At 63.6% G+C, this 19,727-nt stretch carries 16 protein-coding genes and 5 tRNA genes; 14 read left to right on the top strand and 7 right to left on the bottom strand.

From position 1 onward, the window contains the following. Nucleotides 1–114 precede the first annotated feature (114 nt). Entirely contained in the window at nt 115–2,031 is a 1,917-nt protein-coding gene (nosZ, locus tag ACE039_RS16590; RefSeq protein ID WP_448711306.1) for a TAT-dependent nitrous-oxide reductase, read from the bottom strand. A 53-nt stretch (nt 2,032–2,084) separates the two neighbouring features. After that, nucleotides 2,085–4,265, bottom strand: a complete 2,181-nt coding sequence (locus ACE039_RS16585) for a 4Fe-4S binding protein (RefSeq protein ID WP_485822845.1) — start codon at nt 4,263–4,265, stop codon at nt 2,085–2,087. A gap of 336 nt (nt 4,266–4,601) precedes the next feature. Between ACE039_RS16585 and azu the strand changes: the two genes are divergently transcribed. From azu to ACE039_RS16570, 3 genes are all read left to right on the top strand, one after another. Continuing rightward, a complete protein-coding gene (gene azu, locus ACE039_RS16580) occupies nt 4,602–5,051 on the top strand; it encodes an azurin (RefSeq protein ID WP_105557492.1) in 450 nt (149 codons plus the stop codon). A 190-nt stretch (nt 5,052–5,241) separates the two neighbouring features. Beyond that, nucleotides 5,242–6,828, top strand: coding sequence for a TerC family protein (locus tag ACE039_RS16575; protein WP_485822844.1), 1,587 nt, complete (start codon nt 5,242–5,244; stop codon nt 6,826–6,828). A gap of 18 nt (nt 6,829–6,846) precedes the next feature. Beyond that, a complete protein-coding gene (locus ACE039_RS16570) occupies nt 6,847–7,710 on the top strand; it encodes an undecaprenyl-diphosphate phosphatase (RefSeq protein ID WP_313463172.1) in 864 nt (287 codons plus the stop codon). Between the two features lie 83 nt (nt 7,711–7,793). Here the strand turns inward: ACE039_RS16570 and ACE039_RS16565 are convergent, their stop codons facing one another. The 3 genes from ACE039_RS16565 to ACE039_RS16555 form a co-directional block, all read right to left on the bottom strand. Beyond that, the gene (locus ACE039_RS16565; RefSeq protein ID WP_310030147.1) at nt 7,794–8,567 is read right to left on the bottom strand and encodes a UDP-2,3-diacylglucosamine diphosphatase; all 774 of its coding nucleotides are present in this window, start codon (nt 8,565–8,567) and stop codon (nt 7,794–7,796) included. Further along, a complete protein-coding gene (locus tag ACE039_RS16560; protein ID WP_006225507.1) occupies nt 8,560–9,069 on the bottom strand; it encodes a peptidylprolyl isomerase in 510 nt (169 codons plus the stop codon). The genes ACE039_RS16565 and ACE039_RS16560 overlap by 8 nt, the downstream gene beginning before the upstream one ends. Nucleotides 9,070–9,203: 134 nt before the next feature. Beyond that, the gene (locus ACE039_RS16555; RefSeq protein ID WP_448711313.1) at nt 9,204–9,887 is read right to left on the bottom strand and encodes a tetratricopeptide repeat protein; all 684 of its coding nucleotides are present in this window, start codon (nt 9,885–9,887) and stop codon (nt 9,204–9,206) included. 420 nt (nt 9,888–10,307) lie between these two features. Here ACE039_RS16555 and cysS point away from each other — a divergent pair, with 420 nt between their 5' ends. The 6 genes from cysS (at nt 10,308) to ACE039_RS16525 (ending at nt 16,170) form a co-directional block, all read left to right on the top strand. After that, a complete protein-coding gene (gene cysS, locus ACE039_RS16550; protein ID WP_485822843.1) occupies nt 10,308–11,762 on the top strand; it encodes a cysteine--tRNA ligase in 1,455 nt (484 codons plus the stop codon). Nucleotides 11,763–11,782: 20 nt separating this feature from the next. Then, entirely contained in the window at nt 11,783–12,427 is a 645-nt protein-coding gene (locus ACE039_RS16545; RefSeq protein WP_006225511.1) for a DNA-3-methyladenine glycosylase family protein, read from the top strand. A gap of 36 nt (nt 12,428–12,463) precedes the next feature. Further along, the gene (locus tag ACE039_RS16540) at nt 12,464–13,429 is read left to right on the top strand and encodes an acetyl-CoA carboxylase carboxyltransferase subunit alpha (protein WP_006225512.1); all 966 of its coding nucleotides are present in this window, start codon (nt 12,464–12,466) and stop codon (nt 13,427–13,429) included. A 172-nt stretch (nt 13,430–13,601) separates the two neighbouring features. Continuing rightward, the gene (gene tilS / locus ACE039_RS16535; protein WP_448711322.1) at nt 13,602–14,576 is read left to right on the top strand and encodes a tRNA lysidine(34) synthetase TilS; all 975 of its coding nucleotides are present in this window, start codon (nt 13,602–13,604) and stop codon (nt 14,574–14,576) included. Between the two features lie 146 nt (nt 14,577–14,722). After that, nucleotides 14,723–15,988: an aspartate kinase gene (locus ACE039_RS16530; RefSeq protein ID WP_313463424.1), complete on the top strand. Its 1,266-nt coding sequence runs from the start codon at nt 14,723–14,725 to the stop codon at nt 15,986–15,988. Nucleotides 15,989–16,077: 89 nt separating this feature from the next. Next, nucleotides 16,078–16,170 (top strand) — tRNA-Ser (locus tag ACE039_RS16525). An 88-nt stretch (nt 16,171–16,258) separates the two neighbouring features. Here the strand turns inward: ACE039_RS16525 and mnmH are convergent. Continuing rightward, nucleotides 16,259–17,305: a tRNA 2-selenouridine(34) synthase MnmH gene (gene mnmH, locus ACE039_RS16520; RefSeq protein ID WP_485822842.1), complete on the bottom strand. Its 1,047-nt coding sequence runs from the start codon at nt 17,303–17,305 to the stop codon at nt 16,259–16,261. 136 nt (nt 17,306–17,441) lie between these two features. Between mnmH and ACE039_RS16515 the strand changes: the two genes are divergently transcribed. From ACE039_RS16515 to ACE039_RS16500, 4 genes are all read left to right on the top strand, one after another. After that, nucleotides 17,442–18,245: an ankyrin repeat domain-containing protein gene (locus ACE039_RS16515; protein WP_485822841.1), complete on the top strand. Its 804-nt coding sequence runs from the start codon at nt 17,442–17,444 to the stop codon at nt 18,243–18,245. 103 nt (nt 18,246–18,348) lie between these two features. Beyond that, nucleotides 18,349–18,425, top strand: a tRNA-Arg gene (locus ACE039_RS16510). 182 nt (nt 18,426–18,607) lie between these two features. Then, nucleotides 18,608–18,684, top strand: a tRNA-Arg gene (locus tag ACE039_RS16505). A gap of 182 nt (nt 18,685–18,866) precedes the next feature. Next, nucleotides 18,867–18,943: transfer RNA gene (locus tag ACE039_RS16500), tRNA-Arg, on the top strand. A 195-nt stretch (nt 18,944–19,138) separates the two neighbouring features. On the opposite strand, the gene ACE039_RS16495 is transcribed toward ACE039_RS16500, so the two are convergent. Beyond that, on the bottom strand, nt 19,139–19,366 hold the full coding sequence (locus ACE039_RS16495; protein ID WP_105557536.1) for a DUF3079 domain-containing protein: 228 nt from the start codon (nt 19,364–19,366) through the stop codon (nt 19,139–19,141). 190 nt (nt 19,367–19,556) lie between these two features. On the opposite strand from ACE039_RS16495, the gene ACE039_RS16490 reads away from it, so the two are divergent. Next, nucleotides 19,557–19,633, top strand: a tRNA-Arg gene (locus ACE039_RS16490). Nucleotides 19,634–19,727 lie beyond the last annotated feature (94 nt).

The following is a 19,727-nucleotide window of genomic DNA, read 5'->3' as shown; positions in this document are numbered from 1 at the left end:
CCTGCACGGTGGCCGCGCCAGCGGCGCCGGGCAGGGCAAGCCCAAGGGCTGCCAGCACGGCGCCGGCAGCGCGGCCGACGCCCACCGTCAACGTTGCGATGAACGTCATGGGCGTTACGCGGACTTCTTGGGATGAACGACCATCTGGCCGGACATCTCCATGTGGAGCGCGTGGCAGAACCATTGGCAGTAGTACCAGTACACGCCCGGACGGTCCGCGGTGAACGTGACCGACGCGGTTGCCTGAGGCCCCATTTCCATGGCGATGCCGTGGCCTTCCAGCGTGAAGCCGTGCGTCAGGTCTTCGATCACTTCCATGTTGGTCACCACCACAGTGACCTCGTCGCCCTGGTTGACCTCGAACCGCTTGATGCTGAACATGGGCGCGACCGCCATCATGTACACGCGCACCTTGTTGCCATCGCGCACGATCTTGGCTGCGTCGTCCAGCGAGACGCCGTCTTTCTTGGCCATCTGGCGCGCGTCGTCCCACATCGGGTCGTCGCGTTTCCAAAGGCTGACGGGATGGACCTTGGACCGGTGCACCAGGCACATGTCGTGCGGCTCGGCAAAGCTCGGGCCGTCATGGACCAGCTTCATTTCATCGCCGGAAATATCAATGAGCTGGTCGTTCTCGGGCTTGAGCGGACCCACGTTCAGGAATCGGTCCTTCGAGAACTTGTTCAGCGACACCAGCCATTTGCCGTCGGCCTCCCGGGTTTCGCCCATCGTGGAGTGGTTGTGGCCGGGTTGATAGTGCACGTCCAGTTTCTGGATGATGGGATCGACTTTTTCGCCCTTGAAGGCGCGTTTGGCTTTGTCGATATTCCACTTGACCATCTGGCTGTCGATGAACAGCGTCGTGTAGGCATTGCCGCGGCCATCGAAAGCCGTGTGCAGGGGGCCCAGGCCCAGTTGAGGCTCGGCCACCACGCAATCGCGCGGCTTGATCTTGTCGTCGAACAGATCGTCCAGCGTGCGCACGTCCAGCACCGTGACGGTGGGGGACAGCTTGCCGTTGAGCACCAGGTGGATGCCATCGGGCGCGGCGTTGCAGCCGTGCGGAGAATTCGGCACGGGGATGTAGCGGGTGTATTTGGACCCGTGGCGCCCATCGATCACCGGCACGCCGCCCATGGTCTTGAAATCGCCCTTCTTGACGGCCTCTTCGATGCGCTTGATGTTGAACACCACCACCCAGTCCTGCTCGTTGGCCGAGGCTTCTTCCACCGTGACGCCCTTCTCCGAGTTGTAGCAGGTGGAAAAGGAATACTTGCCCTGGTAGTCGGCATCGCCGTTGTCCAGGTTGCCGTCCACCAGCACCTGCCAGGCGACCTTCATGGTGTCGCCATCCAGCGCGGTGTAAATGGCGAAGAAGTTCTTTTTCGGATCGTCGACGATCTTGCCGTCGTTCGGCAGCGGGATGATGTGCTCGCCATTGGCGAACACATAGCCCGTGCGCGGATAGCGCTGGGGCCGCAGGCCGTGCACGCCCGACACGTTGGGCAGTTCGGTGATCTTGTCGGTCTTCATGACGTCCAGGCGCACACGCGCGACGCGGTTGTTCGCCTTGTCGTTGATGAAGAGATAGCGGCCGTCGTAAGTGCGGTCGGTGAACGACAAGTGCGGGTGGTGGGCATCGCCGTTCAGGAACACGCCGCCCTTGTCCTTCAGGTATTCGCGGGTTTCCGGGGTCAGGCCTTCGGACAGGATCTTGCGGCTTTCATTCGTGCGGCCCCAGCCGGTGGCGCTGCAGTGGTTGAAAACCGGGATGCGGACCAGCTCGCGCATGGACGGCAGGCCCAGCACCCGCACTTCGCCCGATTGGCCGCCAGAGTTGAAGGCATAGTATTCATCCAGTTCGCCGGGGCCGACGTGGCCAAGCACGGCGCCGGCGCCGGCTTTGGCCTCTTTACCGTGAGCGGTGGACAGTTGCGCGCCGCCGACCAGGCCGGCGGCTCCGGTGATGGCGGCGGTTCCCAGGAAGCTGCGGCGGGTCAAGCCGGCTTTGTCGGGATTCTTGTCGGACATGGATAACTCCTTGATAGGGACGGCGCTTGGCGCCGCAGTGCGAAAACGGAGGGTCAGGGTTCGGATGGCGCCGGGCTGGCCGGTGCGTTGGGGTTCGGTGCGCGGTGCATGACGATCTCTTGCTCGACGGGGCCGGTGTCCGGCGCGCGGCGGCGTTCGCGTTTGTTCCGCTTCTGGATCAGGTGCGGGCATTTCTGCTCGTGGTGGTAGAGCATCTGGCAGTGCAGGCACTGGATGCACTCGTTCGGATTGATTTCGCCGGTGGGTTCAATCGCTTGCACCGGGCATTCGTGGTTGCAGCGTTGGCAGGGGTTGCCGCATTCGCGGTAGCGGCGCAGCCAGTCGAAGATGCGTAGCCGGGCAGGGATGGCCAGCGCGGCCCCCAACGGACAGAGGTAACGGCAGAAAAAGCGTTCCACGAACAGGCCGGCGGCCAGCAGCGCCACGGCGAACGCCACGAACGGCCAGTAGCGCATGAAGCGCAGGATGATCGCGGTCTTGAACGGTTCAACCTCGGCAAGCTGCTCGGCGACGGCCAGGTCGTAGAGCGAGAAGCCGAACAGCAGAAGGAAAATCACATACTTCAGCGTCGACAGGCGCTGGTGCACGCCGTGGCGGAGCGTGATCTGGCGCACTCCCAGGCGTTTGGCGATGCGGTTGGAGAGCTCTTGCAGGGCGCCGAATGGGCACAGCCAGCCGCAAAACGCCCCGCGGTTCCAGAAAACCATGGAGATCGCCGTGGCGCACCACAGGATGAAGACCAGCGGATCCATCAGGAAGTATTCCCAGCGGAAGTCGGTTCGCAGCGCTGAAAAGAACGTCAGCACATTGACGATGGATAGCTGGGCCTGGCCATACCAGCCGATCCAGAACAGCGCGAACGCCAGGAACGCCAGACGCAGGCGGTCATGCATCAGCGGCCGGCTTGCCAGCTGGTCCTGGAAGAAGAAGATGCCGACCAGCACCACGAGCGCCACCGCCAGGATGGCCACCTGGCCTAGCTTGCCCTGCCAGATCTGCTTCCACAGTGCGGGCGCGGCAGGGTCTTCGGGGGGCTGGGCGCCCGGCGCGGGCGGGCTGGCAGGCGTTTGCTGCGGGGCCACGGGCTGCGCACTGGCCTGCGTATACCGCCCGGGCAGGTCGTAGGGCAGGTCGAAGGTAACGAAGGCTTTGTCGGACACGCTCAGCACGCGCTGCACCATCAGTTGCAGGCGCCAGGGCTTCACGGGGTCCAGCGCCGCGTCTTCCGGCACGACGAACAGCGCCACTTCCCGCAGCGCGGGCGAGCCCTGCGCCGCGATGTCGGCCAGTCTTTGATGGTTGCGGTCGCGGAAGCGGAAGCTGCTTTCGTCCTGGATGATCTCGATGCGGTCGAAGATGCCGCCGCGCACATAGCCCGAGCCCTTGAATGAATAGGCGCCTTCGCCCGCCACCAGAATTGCCTGCTGTCCTGGTTTGAGCCGTTCTTTCAGACGCTGCCATTCGGTGTCGCCAAGCAGGCTGCGGCCGATGCCCGGCACGCTGGCCAGCGCCACGTACAGGTCGATGAACGTATCGTCCTGCGCGGCTTCCTGCCCGTGACGGGCCGCGTCTTGCCGGCCCGACTGGCGGAACGCCAGATCCACGTCTTCAGGCGACAGGCGCAGGCGCCTGACCGCGCCGGCCGCAAGCAGCGACTGCCAGGACTCCACGGTGTCCCGGGCCTCGTCCACATGACGCACGGGCGGGGCGGCGGCGGGCTGGGCCGCGGCCGCCTTGTCGACGCCGTAGGCGCGCGCCACCAGGATGGCGGACCGCGTGATGCTGTCGCCGATCACCATGAGCGTGACCGTGGCGCCACTGACGATGTCCACGGGCGGCGGCGCGCCGTGGCGGGGCGGGCTGTCCAGGAAATTCAGGCCCACATAGCCCTGGATGAAATGGTCGACCTTCGATTGAGGGATGCCGATCAGCACGATGGGCTCGTGGTGTTCGACGAGCTTTGCGCCGACGATGCGGCCGTTGTCCGCCAGGCCCACCAGCACATCGATCGGTTTGCTGGAGTACCCCCGGGTGTTGACGACGTCGGAAGTCAGATAGATCCGGCCAAGCGCCTGGTCGCCGGCGTAGGCCCGGACGGTCATCGGCTTGCCTTCAGGCGCGCCGATCCGGTCGGCCCCGGGGAAGATCTCGGCAATCGGCGTTGCACCCAGGAAATCAGGTAATCGCTGTGCCTGTGCGGCGGTTCCAAGCAATGCGCAACTCAGCAGCAAGGAAATGAAGAGGGCCCAGATGAAATGGGGATTTCCGTGATGTGCTGCCGTACTGCCGCGCATGCTTTGACTCTTCTTGGTGTGGGTCTGTAGCCATCCTACGAATCGCCGCGCCGCATCAGGTTGCGGTTTGTCAAATTCGCATGCGTCCTGCGCAATACCCTTATTGACCGTAGGGATGTATGCGGTTATTGGCGGTCGGGATTGATGCGCGTCAATTGGGCGGCGGAATCTCGGGCATAGACTTCTGCGCGGCGGCGGCCTTGCGGACAGATACCGCAATCGCGCAGTCAGACCGCCCAGTCACCGGAGAATTTCATGCTTGCAAAGACCACCCTGGCCCTTCTGCTATCCACCACCGCCTTGCCGGTGCTTGCCGCGCAATGCGAGGCCACTGTCGAAAGCAATGACGCCATGCAGTACAACGTCAAGGAAATCGTCGTCGACAAAAGCTGCAAGCAGTTCACCTTGCATCTCAAGCACGTGGGCAAGATGCCGAAGGTCGCCATGGGCCATAACCTGGTGCTGACCAAGGACGCGGACAAGCAAGCCGTAGCCACCGAGGGCGTCGGCGCGGGCCTGGCGCAAGACTATGTCAAGCCGGCCGACCCCCGGGTCATCGCCCACACCAAAGTCATCGGCGGCGGCGAATCCGATTCCGTGACCTTCGACGTGTCGAAGATCGCGGCGGGCCAGGACTACGCCTATTTCTGCTCTTTCCCGGGGCATTGGGCCATGATGAAGGGCACGCTGAAGCTGGGCGGCTGATTTTTCCGCTGCCGATCGACGGCTGAAAGCTGGCGCACGCGCCAGCTTTTTTTCTGCCCGGAATCCGGCTCGCCCCGCTTTTCAGGGGGGTGAACGCCAGTGGCCATCAGGCATACGGACGAGGCGTGTCACCGGCGTGTCACGGCATTTCCATGTACGATTACCGGTCGTGTAACTTCTGGAGCTCCTGATGGAGTGGCTGCTAGACCCCGCTGCGTGGGTCGGCTTGCTTACCTTGGTGGTCCTTGAGATCGTCCTGGGCATTGATAACCTGATTTTCATCGCCATCCTGGCGGACAAATTGCCCCCCGCGCAGCGTGACCGCGCGCGCATCATGGGGTTGAGCCTGGCCCTCATCATGCGGCTTGGCCTCTTGTCCGTCATGTCGTGGCTGGTCACCTTGACCACGCCCTTGTTCTCGGTCGGTCCACTGTCGCCCTCGGGGCGAGACCTGATCCTGATGGTAGGCGGCCTGTTTCTGCTGTTCAAAGGCACGATGGAACTGCACGAACGCCTGGAAGGCGGGCAGCACGTCGGCGCGTCCGGGCCGCGCGTGTACGCCAGCTTCTGGGTCATCGTGACGCAGATCGTGGTGCTGGACGCGGTGTTCTCGCTGGACTCCGTGATCACCGCCGTGGGCATGGTCGACCACCTGGCCATCATGATGATCGCCGTCGTCATCGCCATCGGCATCATGCTGCTGGCCTCCAAGCCGTTGACGCGCTTCGTCAACGCGCACCCGACCGTGGTGGTCCTGTGCCTGGGCTTCCTGCTGATGATCGGCTTTTCGTTGCTGGCCGAGGCCTTTGGCTTCAAGGTGCCCAAGGGCTACCTGTACGCCGCCATCGGCTTCTCGGTGGCCATCGAAGCGCTTAACCAGGTGGCGCGCCGCAACCTGCTGAAGCTGGACGCCCGCCGCCCGATGCGCGAACGCACGGCGTCCGCGGTGCTGCGCATGCTGGGCAAGCGCCCGCCCGCCAGCGACGAGCCCGACCTGCCCAACGCCGACGGCCCGGCCATGCCGGCCTTCGGCGTTGAAGAGCGCAACATGGTCAGCGGGGTGCTGACGCTGGCCGAACGGTCCATCCGGTCGATCATGACGCCGCGCACGGACGTGTCCTGGATCAATATCGACGATGCCCCCGAACTGATCCGCCGCCAACTGACCGAGGCCCCCCACAGCTTCTTCCCGGTTTGCCGCGGTTCGCTGGACGAGGTGCTGGGCATTGCGCGCGCCAAAGATCTGGTGGCCGACCTGATCACCGAAGGCCGGGTGCGCCGCAACCGCCTGCGCGACCCCATCATCGTGCACGAGGCCATCGGCATCCTGCGCCTGATGGATACCTTGAAACGGTCGCGTGGCCAGTTGGTGCTGGTGGCCGACGAGTTCGGCGCCATCGAAGGGCTGGTCACGCCCATCGACGTGTTCGAGGCCATCGCCGGCGAATTCCCCGACGAAGACGAACTGCCCGACATCGTGGCCGACGGCGACAATACCTGGAAGATCGACGGGGCCGCCGATCTGCACCATGTTGAACAGGTGCTGGAAACCGAAGGCCTGGTCGACGAAGCCCAGGACTTTTCCACCCTGGCGGGCTATCTGCTGTCGCGCTTCGGGCATCTGCCCAAGCCGGGAGACGCCTGCGAATACGAAATCCATCACCAGCGCTTCCGCTTTGAAGTCCTGGAAATGGACGGCCGCCGGATCGCGCTGGTGCGCGTCGAAAGGCGGCCCCCGGAAATGCTCTCCGATGAAGCATCGCTTGCCAACGATTAACCGGAAATCCTACCTATCGTGACTGAAAACGCGCTCTATCTGGTCAAGGCTTTCATCCTTGGCATTCTTGAAGGCCTGACGGAATTCATCCCGGTATCCAGCACCGGCCACCTTATCCTGGTGGGCGACTGGATCAATTTCCAATCCGGCGACGGAAAAGTGTTCGAGGTGGTGATCCAGCTGGGTTCCATCCTGGCCGTGATGTGGGTATTCCGCGCGCGGCTGCTCCAGTTGATCCGCGGCGCCCTGACGGGGGTGCCCAGCGAGGTCGCCTTCGCCCGCAACCTGATCATCGCCTTCCTGCCCGCCGCCGTCATCGGCGCGATTTTCATCAAGGCGATCAAGTCGGTGTTCTATCACCCGGGCGTGGTCGTGGTGACGCTGGTGGTGGGCGGCCTGATCATGCTGTACGTCGAGCGCAAAACGCACCATACCCCGGGTGACGTGCCGGGGGCGGCCGACGATACGGCGTCCGACGAGCGCGCCTCGGCGCATACGCTGGAGCAGATCACCTGGAAGCAGGCGCTGGGCGTGGGCGTGGCCCAGTGCTTCGCCATGATCCCGGGCACGTCGCGTTCGGGCGCCACCATCATTGGCGGCATGATCGCCGGCATCCAGCGTAAGACGGCGACCGAATTCTCGTTCTTCCTGGCCATGCCCACGATGCTGGGCGCGGCCGTGTTCGACATGTACAAGAACTTCGGCATGCTGACCCAGCACGACCTGTCCGGCATCGCCGTGGGTTTCATCGCCGCGTTCCTCAGCGCGATGGTGGTGGTGCGGGCGGTGCTGCGCTTCGTGGCCAACCACACCTACCGCGTGTTTGCCTGGTACCGCATCGTGTTCGGCGCGGTCGTGGCCGCCTGGGTCTTCACCCGCTAAGCCTTGCGGCGGCGGGACAAAAAAAGGGCCTCGCCGTGTTTGCGAGGCCCTTTTTCTTGTGCGCGTTGGCGGTGGCGCGGGGGTTACGCTTCCGTTTCCAGATCGTAGAACTCCAGGCCGTCACGGTCGATGACCAGCCAGCCGCCCCGGGCGGGCGACACGTGGTCGAAGTCCCAGTCGGGCAGCACCCAGCGTTCGCATTTCTTGCCGTCGACTTCCAGCACGTGGCGGGCGGGGCGATGCGTGTGGCCATGCACCAGCACGCGCACGCCCGTTTCGCGGAAGATGGCGTCGACGGCGGCGCCGTTGACGTCCATGATCTCCATGGACTTCGTTTGGTTGGCCGCCTGGCTTTCGCCACGGGCCTGTTGTGCCATCGCCAGGCGTTCGGGAATGGTCTTGCCCAGGAACTCGGCCTGCCATCGCGGGTCGCGGACCATCTTGCGGAACTGCTGATACGCGGCGTCGTCCGTACAGAACTCGTCGCCATGGGTCAGCAGCACCTGGCCGAAATCCGTTTCCAGCAGGGCCGGTTCGGGCAGCAGTTTGGCGCCCACGGTGTTGGCCAGTTCTTCCCCGATCAGGAAGTCGCGGTTGCCGCGGCCCAGCCACACCGGGATGCGCCCGGCGGTTTCCCGCAGCGCCGACAGCACCGTGGACAGCCACGGCGGTGCGGCGCGGATCACGTCGTCGCCAATCCAGGCATCGAAGATGTCGCCCGGCAGCAGCAGGGCGGCAGCGTCTTCTTGCGCGGCTTGCAGAAAGGCCAGGAAGGCCTCCGAGGTAGCCGGCGTTGCCGGCCCCAGATGCAAGTCGGATGCCAGCCAGATCGGGCCGGACAAGGCAATCTTATTCAAGAATTTCGGCCTTCTCGATGATCACGTCTTCGTTCGGCACGTTTTGGTGGAAGCCCTTGTTGCCGGTCTTCACGCCCTTGATCTTTTCGACCACGTCCGTGCCTTCGGTGATGGTACCGAAGACGGCGTAGCCCCAGCCGTTCGGCGTGGGCGACGTGAAGTTCAGGAAGTCGTTGTTCGACACGTTGATGAAGAACTGGGCAGTCGCCGAGTGCGGGTCGCTGGTGCGGGCCATCGCCAGGGTGTACTTGTCGTTCTTCAGGCCATTGTTGGCTTCGTTCTCGATCGGGGCATGGGTCTGCTTTTGCTTCATGCCGGGTTCGAAGCCGCCGCCTTGAATCATGAAGCCGTCGATCACGCGATGGAACACGGTGCCGTTGTAGAAGCCTTCCTTGACGTAGGTCAGGAAGTTCTCGACGGTCTTGGGCGCCTTGGCGGCGTCCAGGGTAATGACCATGTCGCCTTGGTTCGTGACGAGCTTGACGCGGGGATTGGTGCTCATGGCTTTTGTGCCTTCAGAAGTGGGGGTGGAAGAAGTGGCCGCGGGGGCGGCGCTGACGAGGGCTGGGGCAAATGCGGCCAGCGCGAACGAGCACGCCGTCAGGCGCAACAGGTGGAAGGGGGAGTAACGGGACATCATTTGCCTTGTTTATCCTTCAGCATGGTTTCGACTTCGCGGGCTTTGTCCTGCATGCCGGGCACGCCGTCGCGGGCGGCCTTTTTGTAAGTCTGCAGGGCCTGCAGCAGTTGCAGGTCGCCCAGATTGGCCCGGGCGGCCGCATAGCCGGGGTCGGCGCGCAATGCCATTTGCAGGGCATCTTGCGCTTTTTCAAGTTCACCGCGGCTGGCATATAGAGCCGCCAGGTTGTTCCAAGGTTCCGGCAGCTCCGGGAAACGCGTGGTCATGTCGGTGTAGATGTCGATGGCCTCGTTCGTGCGGTTCAAGGCGGCCAGGGCGCGCGCGTGCTGGAACATCAGTTGCACGTCGGTGCCGCGCTGGTCCTTGATCTCTGCTTCGCGCTTTTCGATCAATGCCAGCGCCTCGTCCACGTCGCCGCGGTTCAGCAGCATCTCGATGCGCGTGGTGACCTGCGAGGGGGACGGGGCAAGCCGCGTATCGACGCCGGGCTTGGCCGCTTCCAGCAGCTTGGCCAGGCTGTCCCAGCCGCCTTCGGGCGGAATCGGATCCAGCGTGGTGCGGGTGGCATTGGGGTTGGTGCCGGCGCCGCCAGCCATCGACTGGGCAAGGGCGGTTCCAACCGGCGCGCCAGCAACAGCCAGGGCGAGCAGGGCGACACAAAAACGCGGCTTGATAGTCACGTGGGTATCCGTTAAAAGTCGTGGCCGGCCCGCACTTACGCGCGCGACCGGGCCGCTTGCTATACTTGACGACCGCCATTTTAGCCCCGGTTGAGTTTTTGGTTCGACATCGGGTGTCGAGCCAGGGGCTGGAATGGGGGTGAAAGCCGAAGCAGAGCCGAAATAGGGCTGAAATAGACCCCGAAATAGGCCCGAAATAGACCCGAAATAGACCCGAAATAGACCCGAAATAGACCCGAAATAGGCCCGAAGCAGATCCGGATTTGGCTCGGCGTAGAACCGAATCAAACCCGGCGTCTGGCAAGACCCGTCGTCGATTTTCGATGATGTTGGTGTTGGCGGCAGGCTGCGAAGGTATTGTCCTTCGCAAGCAACTTTCCGAATCCGCCCCGGAAGCAATTAGACGAATCCTAAAGCGCCATGCTGCAAATCTACAACACGTTATCGCGTACCAAAGAACCGTTCAAACCGGCCCAGGCTGGTCAGGTGCGCATGTACGTGTGTGGCATGACCGTGTACGACTTCTGCCATCTTGGCCATGCACGTATGCTGGTCTCGTTCGACATCGTGCAGCGTTGGCTGCGCGCCAGTGGGCTGGCGGTCGACTACGTGCGCAACATCACGGACATCGACGACAAGATCATCCGCCGTGCCGTTGAAACCGGCCGCCGCATCGGCGAAGTCACCGAGTTCTACATCGCCGCCATGCACGCCGACGAGCAGGCATTGGGCGTCGAATCGCCCGACCGCGAGCCCCGTGCCACCCATTACGTGGGCGATATGCTGGACATCATCGGCAAGCTCGAAAAGAACGGCCTGGCCTACCAGGCCGACGACGGCGACGTGAACTACGCCGTTCGCGGCTTTGCCGGTTACGGCAAGCTGTCCGGCAAGACGCTGGACGACCTGCGCGCCGGCGAACGCGTGGCCGTGGGCTCGGCCAAGCGCGACCCGCTGGATTTCGTGCTGTGGAAATCGGCCAAGGCCGACGAACCCGCCGACACCAAGTGGGAGTCGCCTTACGGCCTGGGCCGTCCGGGCTGGCACATCGAGTGCTCGGCCATGAGCAAGTCGCTGTTGGGCCTGCCGCTGGACATCCACGGCGGCGGTCCCGACCTGAAGTTCCCGCACCACGAAAACGAGATCGCGCAGACCGAAGGCGCCTTCGGCGGCACGCTGGCCAATATCTGGATGCATTGCGGCCCGCTCATGGTCGATTCGGACAAGATGTCCAAGTCCCTGGGCAATTTCCGCACCATCCGCCAGACGGTCGCCCAGGGCGACCCGGCCACGGACGAGGCGACCTACCGCGTCAACCCGCGCGAAGCCGAAATGGTGCGCTTCTTCATCGTGCGCAACCATTACCGCAGCTCGCAAAACTACACGCCCGACAACCTGATCGACGCGCAGAACGCGCTGGACCGCCTGTACCAGGCGCTGCAGAACGTGCCGGCCGACGACCAGGGCATCGACTGGAACGAGCCGCAAGCGCAGGCCTTCAAGGCCGCCATGGACGACGATTTCAACAGCTCCGGCGCGATTGCGGCCCTGTTTGAGCTGGCCTCCGAGGCCAATCGCACCAAAAGCGCGCGCAGCGCCGGCCAGTTGAAGGCGCTGGCCTCGCTGCTGGGCCTGCTGCAACAGGACCCCGCCACGTATTTCCAGTCCTCCACCCGCTATTCCGCCGCGGCGATCGAGCAGGGCCCGCGCGCCACGCTGGACGCCGACGCGATCCAGACGCTGATCGACGCCCGCGCAGCCGCCAAGGCCGGCCGCGATTTCGCCGAAGCGGACCGCATCCGCGCCGAATTGCGCGATGCGGGGATTGAGCTCGACGACAAGCCGGGTGGCTTGACGCAATGGCGCCGGGCCTGAGCCCAGTGGATACGCCCGATATGTCCACCGCCGATCTCGACATCCCCAAGCCCGAGTATTGGGAGGCCGCCGTCGCCCATCTGATGCGGCGCGACCGCATCCTGAAAAAGGTCATCCCCCAGCATCCCGAGGTCTGGCTGACCTCGCGCGGCACGCCGTTCGTGACGCTGGCGCGGGCGATCATCGGCCAACAGATCTCCACCAAGGCGGCCGATGCCGTCTGGACCAAGTTCATCGACGCCGTGGGCAAGCGCCCCACGCCGGTCGCCGTGCTGCGCGTAGGCGTGGACGGGCTGCGCAAGGCCGGCCTGTCGCAACGCAAAGCCGAATACGTCCTCGACCTGGCGGTGCATTTCGGCGAACGCCGCGTCCACCCCGAAAAGTGGGCCGCCATGGACGACGAAGCCGTTATTTCGGAATTGGTCGCCATTCGCGGCATCGGACGCTGGACGGCGGAGATGTTTTTGATTTTCAATCTACAGCGGCCTGACGTCCTGCCGCTGGATGATCCCGGGTTGCTCAAGGCAATCTCGCTACACTATTTCAGTGGCGAGCCTGTCTCGCGCTTCGAGGCTCGCGAAGTCTCGCTGGCGTGGCAGCCCTGGCGTACCGTGGCAACCTGGTACTTATGGCGCAGTCTGGAACCGACACCGGTTCAATACTGATGCACACCAGGCAGCCCATCTACGGAACCACACTACATGCGCAATACATTTCTGGAATTTGAACAGCCGCTGGCCGAACTTGAAAACAAGATCGAACAGCTGCGCTACGTGCAGGCCGATTCAGCGGTAGACATCTCCGACGAAATCGGACGTCTGCAGCAGAAGAGCCAGACCTTGGCCAAGGAAATCTACGCCAAGCTCACGCCGTGGCAGACGGCCCTTGTCGCCCGCCATCCCCAGCGTCCCTACACGCTGGACTACGTGCGCGAAATGTTCACCGACTTCCATGAACTGCACGGCGACCGCATGTACGCCGACGACCAGTCCATCATCGGCGGTCTTGCGCGCTTTAACGGCACCCCCTGCATGGTCATCGGCCATCAGAAAGGCCGTGACACCAAGGAACGCGCCGCCCGCAATTTCGGCATGCCGCGTCCCGAAGGCTACCGCAAGGCCCTGCGCCTGATGCGCCTGGCCGAGAAATTCGGCATCCCCGTGTTCACCTTCGTGGACACCCCGGGCGCCTATCCCGGCATTGGCGCCGAAGAGCGCGGCCAGTCCGAAGCCATCGGCCACAATCTGTACGCCATGGCCGAACTCAAGGTCCCGGTGATCTGCACGATCATCGGCGAAGGCGGTTCGGGCGGCGCGCTGGCGATCGCCGTGGGCAACGCCGTGCTGATGCTGCAATACGCCACCTATGCCGTGATTTCGCCGGAAGGCTGCGCCTCGATCCTGTGGCGCAGCGCCGACAAGGCGCCCGACGCCGCCGAAGCGCTGGCCATCATTGCCCCGCGCCTGAAAGATCTGGGTCTGGTGGATCGGGTGGTCAACGAACCCGTGGGCGGCGCGCACCGCGACCCCCGCGTCATGGCGCGCCTGCTGCGCCGCGCGCTGGGCGACGCCCTGCGCCAGCTTCAGGGCATGACGCCCGAACAGCTTGTGGAACAGCGCGTGCAACGCCTGCTGTCCTACGGCGCTTATCAGGAAGTGCGCGCGTAAGGCGGGCAGGGCGCCGGCACGCAGCCGGCGTCGCGACCGCGCTACCCGCGCCATCCCCATGAACGTCCGGCCAACGCCCGACACGCCCCACGCGGCCGAGTCGGGCGTTGTGCATTCCGGCACGCCATCGGCCCCCGCAGGGCCTCCCGTCACGTCGGCATTGGCCGCGCCGTTGCGGCACGCCCTGCTGGCTTTGCCCGAGCGTCCCGCCCGCATCGCGGTCGCGGTCAGCGGCGGCGCGGACTCGGCCATGCTGGCCGTGCATGCGGCGGCCGTATGCCGCGAGCTCGGCATCGGCCTGTCGCTGTTCCATGTGCATCACGGCCTGCAGGCCGCCGCCGATGCCTGGGGGCGCCAGGTGCATGCGCTGGGCGGCTTGCTGGGCGTATCCGTGGCCGAGGCCCGGGTCCACGTCGAGCAAGCGGGCGGCAAAGGCATCGAAGCGGCTGCCCGCGACGCCCGCTACGCGGCGCTGGCCGACTTGGCGCAAGCCCATGGAACGCGGCATGTGCTGCTGGCGCACCACCGCAACGACCAGGCGGAAACCGTGCTGCTGCGCCTGTTGCGCGGCACGGGGCTGGCCGGCATGGCGGCCATGTCGCCGGCGTCGCTGCGCGACGGCGTCTGGTATCTGCGCCCGTGGCTAGACCAGGACCGCGCGACCATCCTGCAGGCGGCGGCATCCGTCGAGGCCGCCTGCGGCTGGCAACCGGTGCAGGACCCCACCAATGCCGATCCCCGCTACACGCGCGCCGCGGTGCGTGAACTGCTGGCGCCGGTGCTGGATCGCCGCTGGCCCGCGTGGCGGGGCATTGTCGCCAGGCATGCGGGGCACATGGCCGAGGCCGCCCAGATCCTTGATGAGGTGGCGCGCGAGGATTTCGCCCGGCTGGACCCCAGCCCGGACGGCGTCAGTTTTTCGCTGCAAGCATGGCGTGGGTTGTCTGCGGCGCGCCAGTCGCAAGTGCTGCGCCATTGGCTGGCGCAGAACGGCGCCCGTATGCCCACCGACGCGCGCCTGCGCGACCTCTTGCGCCAACTGCGCGAACTGCACAGCCTGGGCCATGACCGCCAGTTGCGGGTGGAGCAGGCGGGGCACGTCATCCGATGCCACCGGGGACGGGTCTGGGTAGAGCCCAGAGGATAAAAACGGCTGCTTTGGAAAGAATCCGCAGAAAAATAGCCGCGTAATGAACATAAATTTCCTCAAACTGAGCAAATTTTTACCGCCGCGCTAGAATATATGGTTTTGCCCGCCACCACTTTGCGGCGGGTTCCCAGCCAGAGTACGAGATGTCCCTGATCGTTCACAAATATGGCGGTACTTCGATGGGCTCGGTCGAGCGCATCAGGAACGTGGCGCGTCGCGTCGCGAAGTGGCATGCCGCAGGCCACCAGGTTGTTGTTGTGCCGTCGGCAATGGCGGGCGAAACCAATCGCCTGCTTGGCCTGGCACGCGAAATTTCGCCCCAGCCCGATGGCCGCGAGCTCGATATGATCGCCGCCACCGGCGAGCAGGCCAGCAGCGGTTTGCTGGCAATCGCGCTGCAGGCCGAAGGCGTGCCGGCGCGCAGCTATGCCGGTTGGCAAGTGCCTGTGCGCACGGACTCGTCCTTCACGAAGGCCCGCATCAGCTCCATCGACGACGCGCGCATCCGCGGCGACCTCGACGCTGGCCGCGTGGTCATCGTGACGGGCTTCCAGGGCATCGACCCGGAAGGCCACATCACGACGTTGGGCCGTGGCGGTTCGGACACCTCGGCCGTGGCCGTGGCGGCGGCCATCAAGGCCGACGAATGCCTGATCTACACCGACGTGGACGGCGTCTACACGACCGATCCGCGCGTGGTGCCCGAAGCGCGCCGCATGGCCGTCGTTTCCTTCGAGGAAATGCTGGAAATGGCGTCGCTGGGTTCCAAGGTCCTCCAGATCCGCTCGGTTGAATTCGCCGGCAAATATCGTGTACCGGTCCGGGTCCTGTCCTCGCTGACCGACCCGCTCATCCCGCTCGACGAAGAAATGGTCTCGGGCACGCTGATTACTTTTGAGGAAGACGAAAAAATGGAAGCCGCCGTTGTCTCCGGCATCGCCTTCAGCCGCGACGAAGCCAAAATCACTTTGCTGGCAGTGCCCGACAAACCGGGCATCGCTTTCTCCATCCTGGGTCCTGTCGCCGCCGCCAACATCGATGTCGACATGATCGTGCAGAACCAGTCCGTGGCTGGCACGACCGACTTCTCGTTCACCGTGAACCGCAACGAGTTCGCGCGCGCCGTCGACCTGCTCAAGCGCGAAGTCATCCCCGCCGTGGGCGCGGGCGAACTGTCCACCGACGAGAAAGTCGCCAAGGTTTCGATCGTGGGCATCGGCATGCGCTCGCACGTGGGCGTGGCCAGCCTGATGTTCCAGACGCTTTCGCAAGAAGGCATCAACATCCAGATGATCAGCACCAGCGAGATCAAGACGTCCGTCATCATCGACGACAAGTACATGGAATTGGGCGTGCGCGCGCTGCACAAGGCCTTCGGCCTGGACCAGACGCCGGGCGCCAAGGAATAAAGGCAACGGTTCCGGCACGTTTTTTTGATTGATGGCCCCGTTTGCGGGCAAGACTCAAAAAAAACGTGCTAGAATCTCGTTCTCTTTTCGGAGACGTGCCCGAGAGGCTGAAGGGGCTCCCCTGCTAAGGGAGTATGTGGCTAAAAACTGCATCGTGGGTTCGAATCCCACCGTCTCCGCCAGATAAGCTTCGGCGCTGGCTTAGTACCAGCGCTGAAGATAAAAACCCCGCAATCGCGAAAGTGATTGCGGGGTTTTTTCATGGGCTTTTCATTCCAGCGCCGCCAACAACGCCCGGGCTTGCTCCACCACGTCGGCGTCATTCGGCCGGAAATCCATACGCGTGGCCTGCGGCAATTGCGTGTAGTGCGCGTGGCTGCTGCGGGTGTAGGCGGGGTCGTAGTGGCGGTCGATCAGTTCGCGCGCCAAGTCGATGCGGCGGCCTTCGTCCACCATCAGCAGCCAGTTGTTGATGACCTCGCGGCTGTGCAAGCCCAGCAGGCGTTGCAGCTGTGCCTTCAACCAGTCAGGGCTTGCGAACAGTTCCGCGTAATCCTGTTGCAGGAAGGCGGCGCGGTCTTCGCGTGTGGAGACGACTTCGATGCAGGCGCCCTGGTGCATCGCTTGCAGCAGCGCGGGCGGCAAGGCCACCGACCCGATCTTGCGGCTTTCTGATTCCACGTAGACCGGCCGGCTGGCGTCCAGTTCGCGCAGGCGCGTGGCCAGCAGCGTGTCGAATCGCTTCTGCGACGGTTGGGCGACACCGGGCAGCGCGCCCAACAGCGATCCGCGATGCGATGCCAGCTGTTCCAGGTCCAGGGTCTGCGCGCCCGCTTGGTCCAGCGCGTTCAGCAGCCGCGTCTTGCCGCTGCCGGTGGGGCCGACCAGCACGACATAGCGCAAGGCCGCAGGAAGCGTGTCCAGCGCCTCGAGCGTGGCGCCGCGGTAGCGCTTGTAGCCGCCGTCGAGTTGGCGCGCGCGCCAGCCGATCATGTTGAACATCACCGTCATCGAACCCGAGCGCTTGCCGCCGCGCCAGCAGTACACCAGCGGGCGCCAGCCTTGCGGGCGGTCCGCGAAGGTGGTTTCCAGGTGCCGCGCGATGTTGCGCGCGACGATGGCCGCGCCGGTACGCGAGGCTTCGAAGGGCGAAACCTGGCGGTACAAGGTGCCGACCTGCACGCGTTCTTCATTGCTGAGCACGGGCGCGTTGATGGCGCCGGGGATGTGGTCGTCGGCGTATTCGAGCGGCGAGCGCACGTCGATGATTTCGTCGAAGTCATCCAGCTTGTCTAGGCTGGCGAGCAGGTGTTTCACGTTAAAGGCCGTTGCGTTGATCGAGGGGGCGGAAAGCCGCCACTAGGATAGAGCTTTCCGGCGGCGGGGGGCTTGGCGCACGGGTTGCTATCATCCTCCATCTTCCCCCGGCGTGGCGCAAACCTAGGAGCTGCCCTTGAAGCCCAGCAAGATTTTCGATGCCGCCCGTAGCGGCGATGTGAAAGGCGTGCGTGCGTGCCTGGAGGCGGGCGCGGACCCGGCGGCGGTGAACGCGCAGGGATTCACCGCGTTGCAGTGCGCCGCGATGGGTGCGAATGACACCGAGATTGCGGAGAACCTGGCCGTGCTGAAGGCGTTGATCGACGCCGGCAGTCCACTGGAATTCCAGCGCGAGGGGCGCACTGCGCTGTATCTTGCGGCGGAGTTCGCGCCCAGCACGGACGCCGTGCAACTGCTGATCGATGCGGGCGCCCGCGCGGACATCAGCGATGACCACGGCAACCACATCACCGTGAATGCGATGATGCCCGAGGTGCAGGAACTGCTGTCCGCGCTGACCGGTGTGGCGCTTGAAGAACCGGAGCCGGAGCCCGAGCCGGTCAAGCTTAGTGCGGTGCAATGGCGCGAGGCGCAAGCCCGGTTGGATTCGATGTTCGAGGCGCTGACGCAGGCGGGCCTGGTGGCTATGCAGGATGTGGGCACGACGCAGTCGGACGGCTTTGACGATTGCTCGGAAGTTTTCGATGAACGCGGTGGCGTGGCGGCCGGGCTGCAAGGGTTCTGTTTCTATACCCGCCCGGACCGCAACCGCGCAAAGAAGGAAGGGCGATTGGATCTGGCGTTCTGGGGCGCGCCCGAAGGCGCGGACGCCGACATGCTGCGCGTTGGCGGACTGATCGTGCGCGCGGCCGAAGCGGCTGGCTTGCCCGTCGTGTGGAACGGAAGCGCCGCGCGACGGCCTACGCTGACGCTGTACTAGCTTGCTCGGGGAGGATGGCGCGGCGGGGCGCATGGCAGATTTTCCCCGCCCCGACTTGCGCGATTTCTGAAACAACGCTATTATTCAAGGCTTGCTTTTTGATGCGCCCGTAGCTCAGCTGGATAGAGTACCTGGCTACGAACCAGGGGGTCGTAGGTTCGAATCCTGCCGGGCGCGCCAAGTTTTTTAGTGTTCTGAATCGATGAAAAAAATCACTGTGAAGAAATTCACAATGAAGACATTCACCGAACCGGGAATGCAAAAAAACGAGGAACGTGAAAACGTAAAAGAAAAAAGCAAATAGGGGCAGCAGCAGCCCCAACGGCTTAATTATTCTGATATAATTTTGCCTCTTTGTCGGAGCGCCCGTAGCTCAGCTGGATAGAGTACCTGGCTACGAACCAGGGGGTCGTAGGTTCGAATCCTGCCGGGCGCGCCAAGTTTTTTAGTGTTCTGAATCGATGAAAAAAATCACTGTGAAGAAATTCACAATGAAGACATTCACCGAACCGGGAATGCAAAAAAACGAGGAACGTGAAAACGTAAAAGAAAAAAGCAAATAGGGGCAGCAGCAGCCCCAACGGCTTAATTATTCTGATATAATTTTGCCTCTTTGTCGGAGCGCCCGTAGCTCAGCTGGATAGAGTACCTGGCTACGAACCAGGGGGTCGTAGGTTCGAATCCTGCCGGGCGCGCCAAAGAAAGAAAACACAGAAAGAAAAATAGAAAGGCCTTTGATCTCGTATCGAAGGCCTTTTTGTTTTGTGCCGCGAAAACGTACTGCCAGGAAAGAGGCGCGAGGAAAGTGGCGCGAGGAAAGAGGGGCCAGGAAAGTGGCGCCAGGGATTTTCGAGCAGTGAATGTTCGGCTGCGAATCTTCCGGCCGGCCGCGTCTATGTGGCGGCGGCGGGCGAATGTTGGTCCGCAGCTTGTCCCTTTTCGTCCGTCGCGTCGAATCCCCAATCGCCCACGCTAGCCCAGTCGTCGCCCAGAAGTTCGATGGGATGCATCGTGCGGTCCGAGCCGTTGCCGCAGCTCATGGCGTCGGTCGGGCAATAGCGGTCGCAACCCCAGCAAATACGCTCGGGGTGTTTCGGATGCATTGGAAATTTCTTGGCCATGGTGTGTCTGATTGCGTTGCGGCACGTCCAGCGTACTGCGCATGGACGGGCGGCTTCTTTGATCTGTCGCAAGCGCTGCGGGGCGTTACAGACGCCAGTCGTCAAAAAAAACAGCGGCAAAAAACCGCGCAGTTTTTTAGTCGATTTGCGCGATGGTATTTTTTCATGTTATAAACACGCCTCTTTCGGAGCGCCCGTAGCTCAGCTGGATAGAGTACCTGGCTACGAACCAGGGGGTCGTAGGTTCGAATCCTGCCGGGCGCGCCAACTTATTTAGAACACGTGGTATCAACGATGCCGCGGTTCTGCCGAAAGGCAAAAGCAATACAGCAATAAAGACGAAGCGGCTTGATGGTCATCC

The organism is Achromobacter maghribensis (assembly GCF_057334215.1).
Note: the sequence above shows the minus strand (reverse complement) of the source record. Positions and strands in the feature narration are given on the sequence as shown.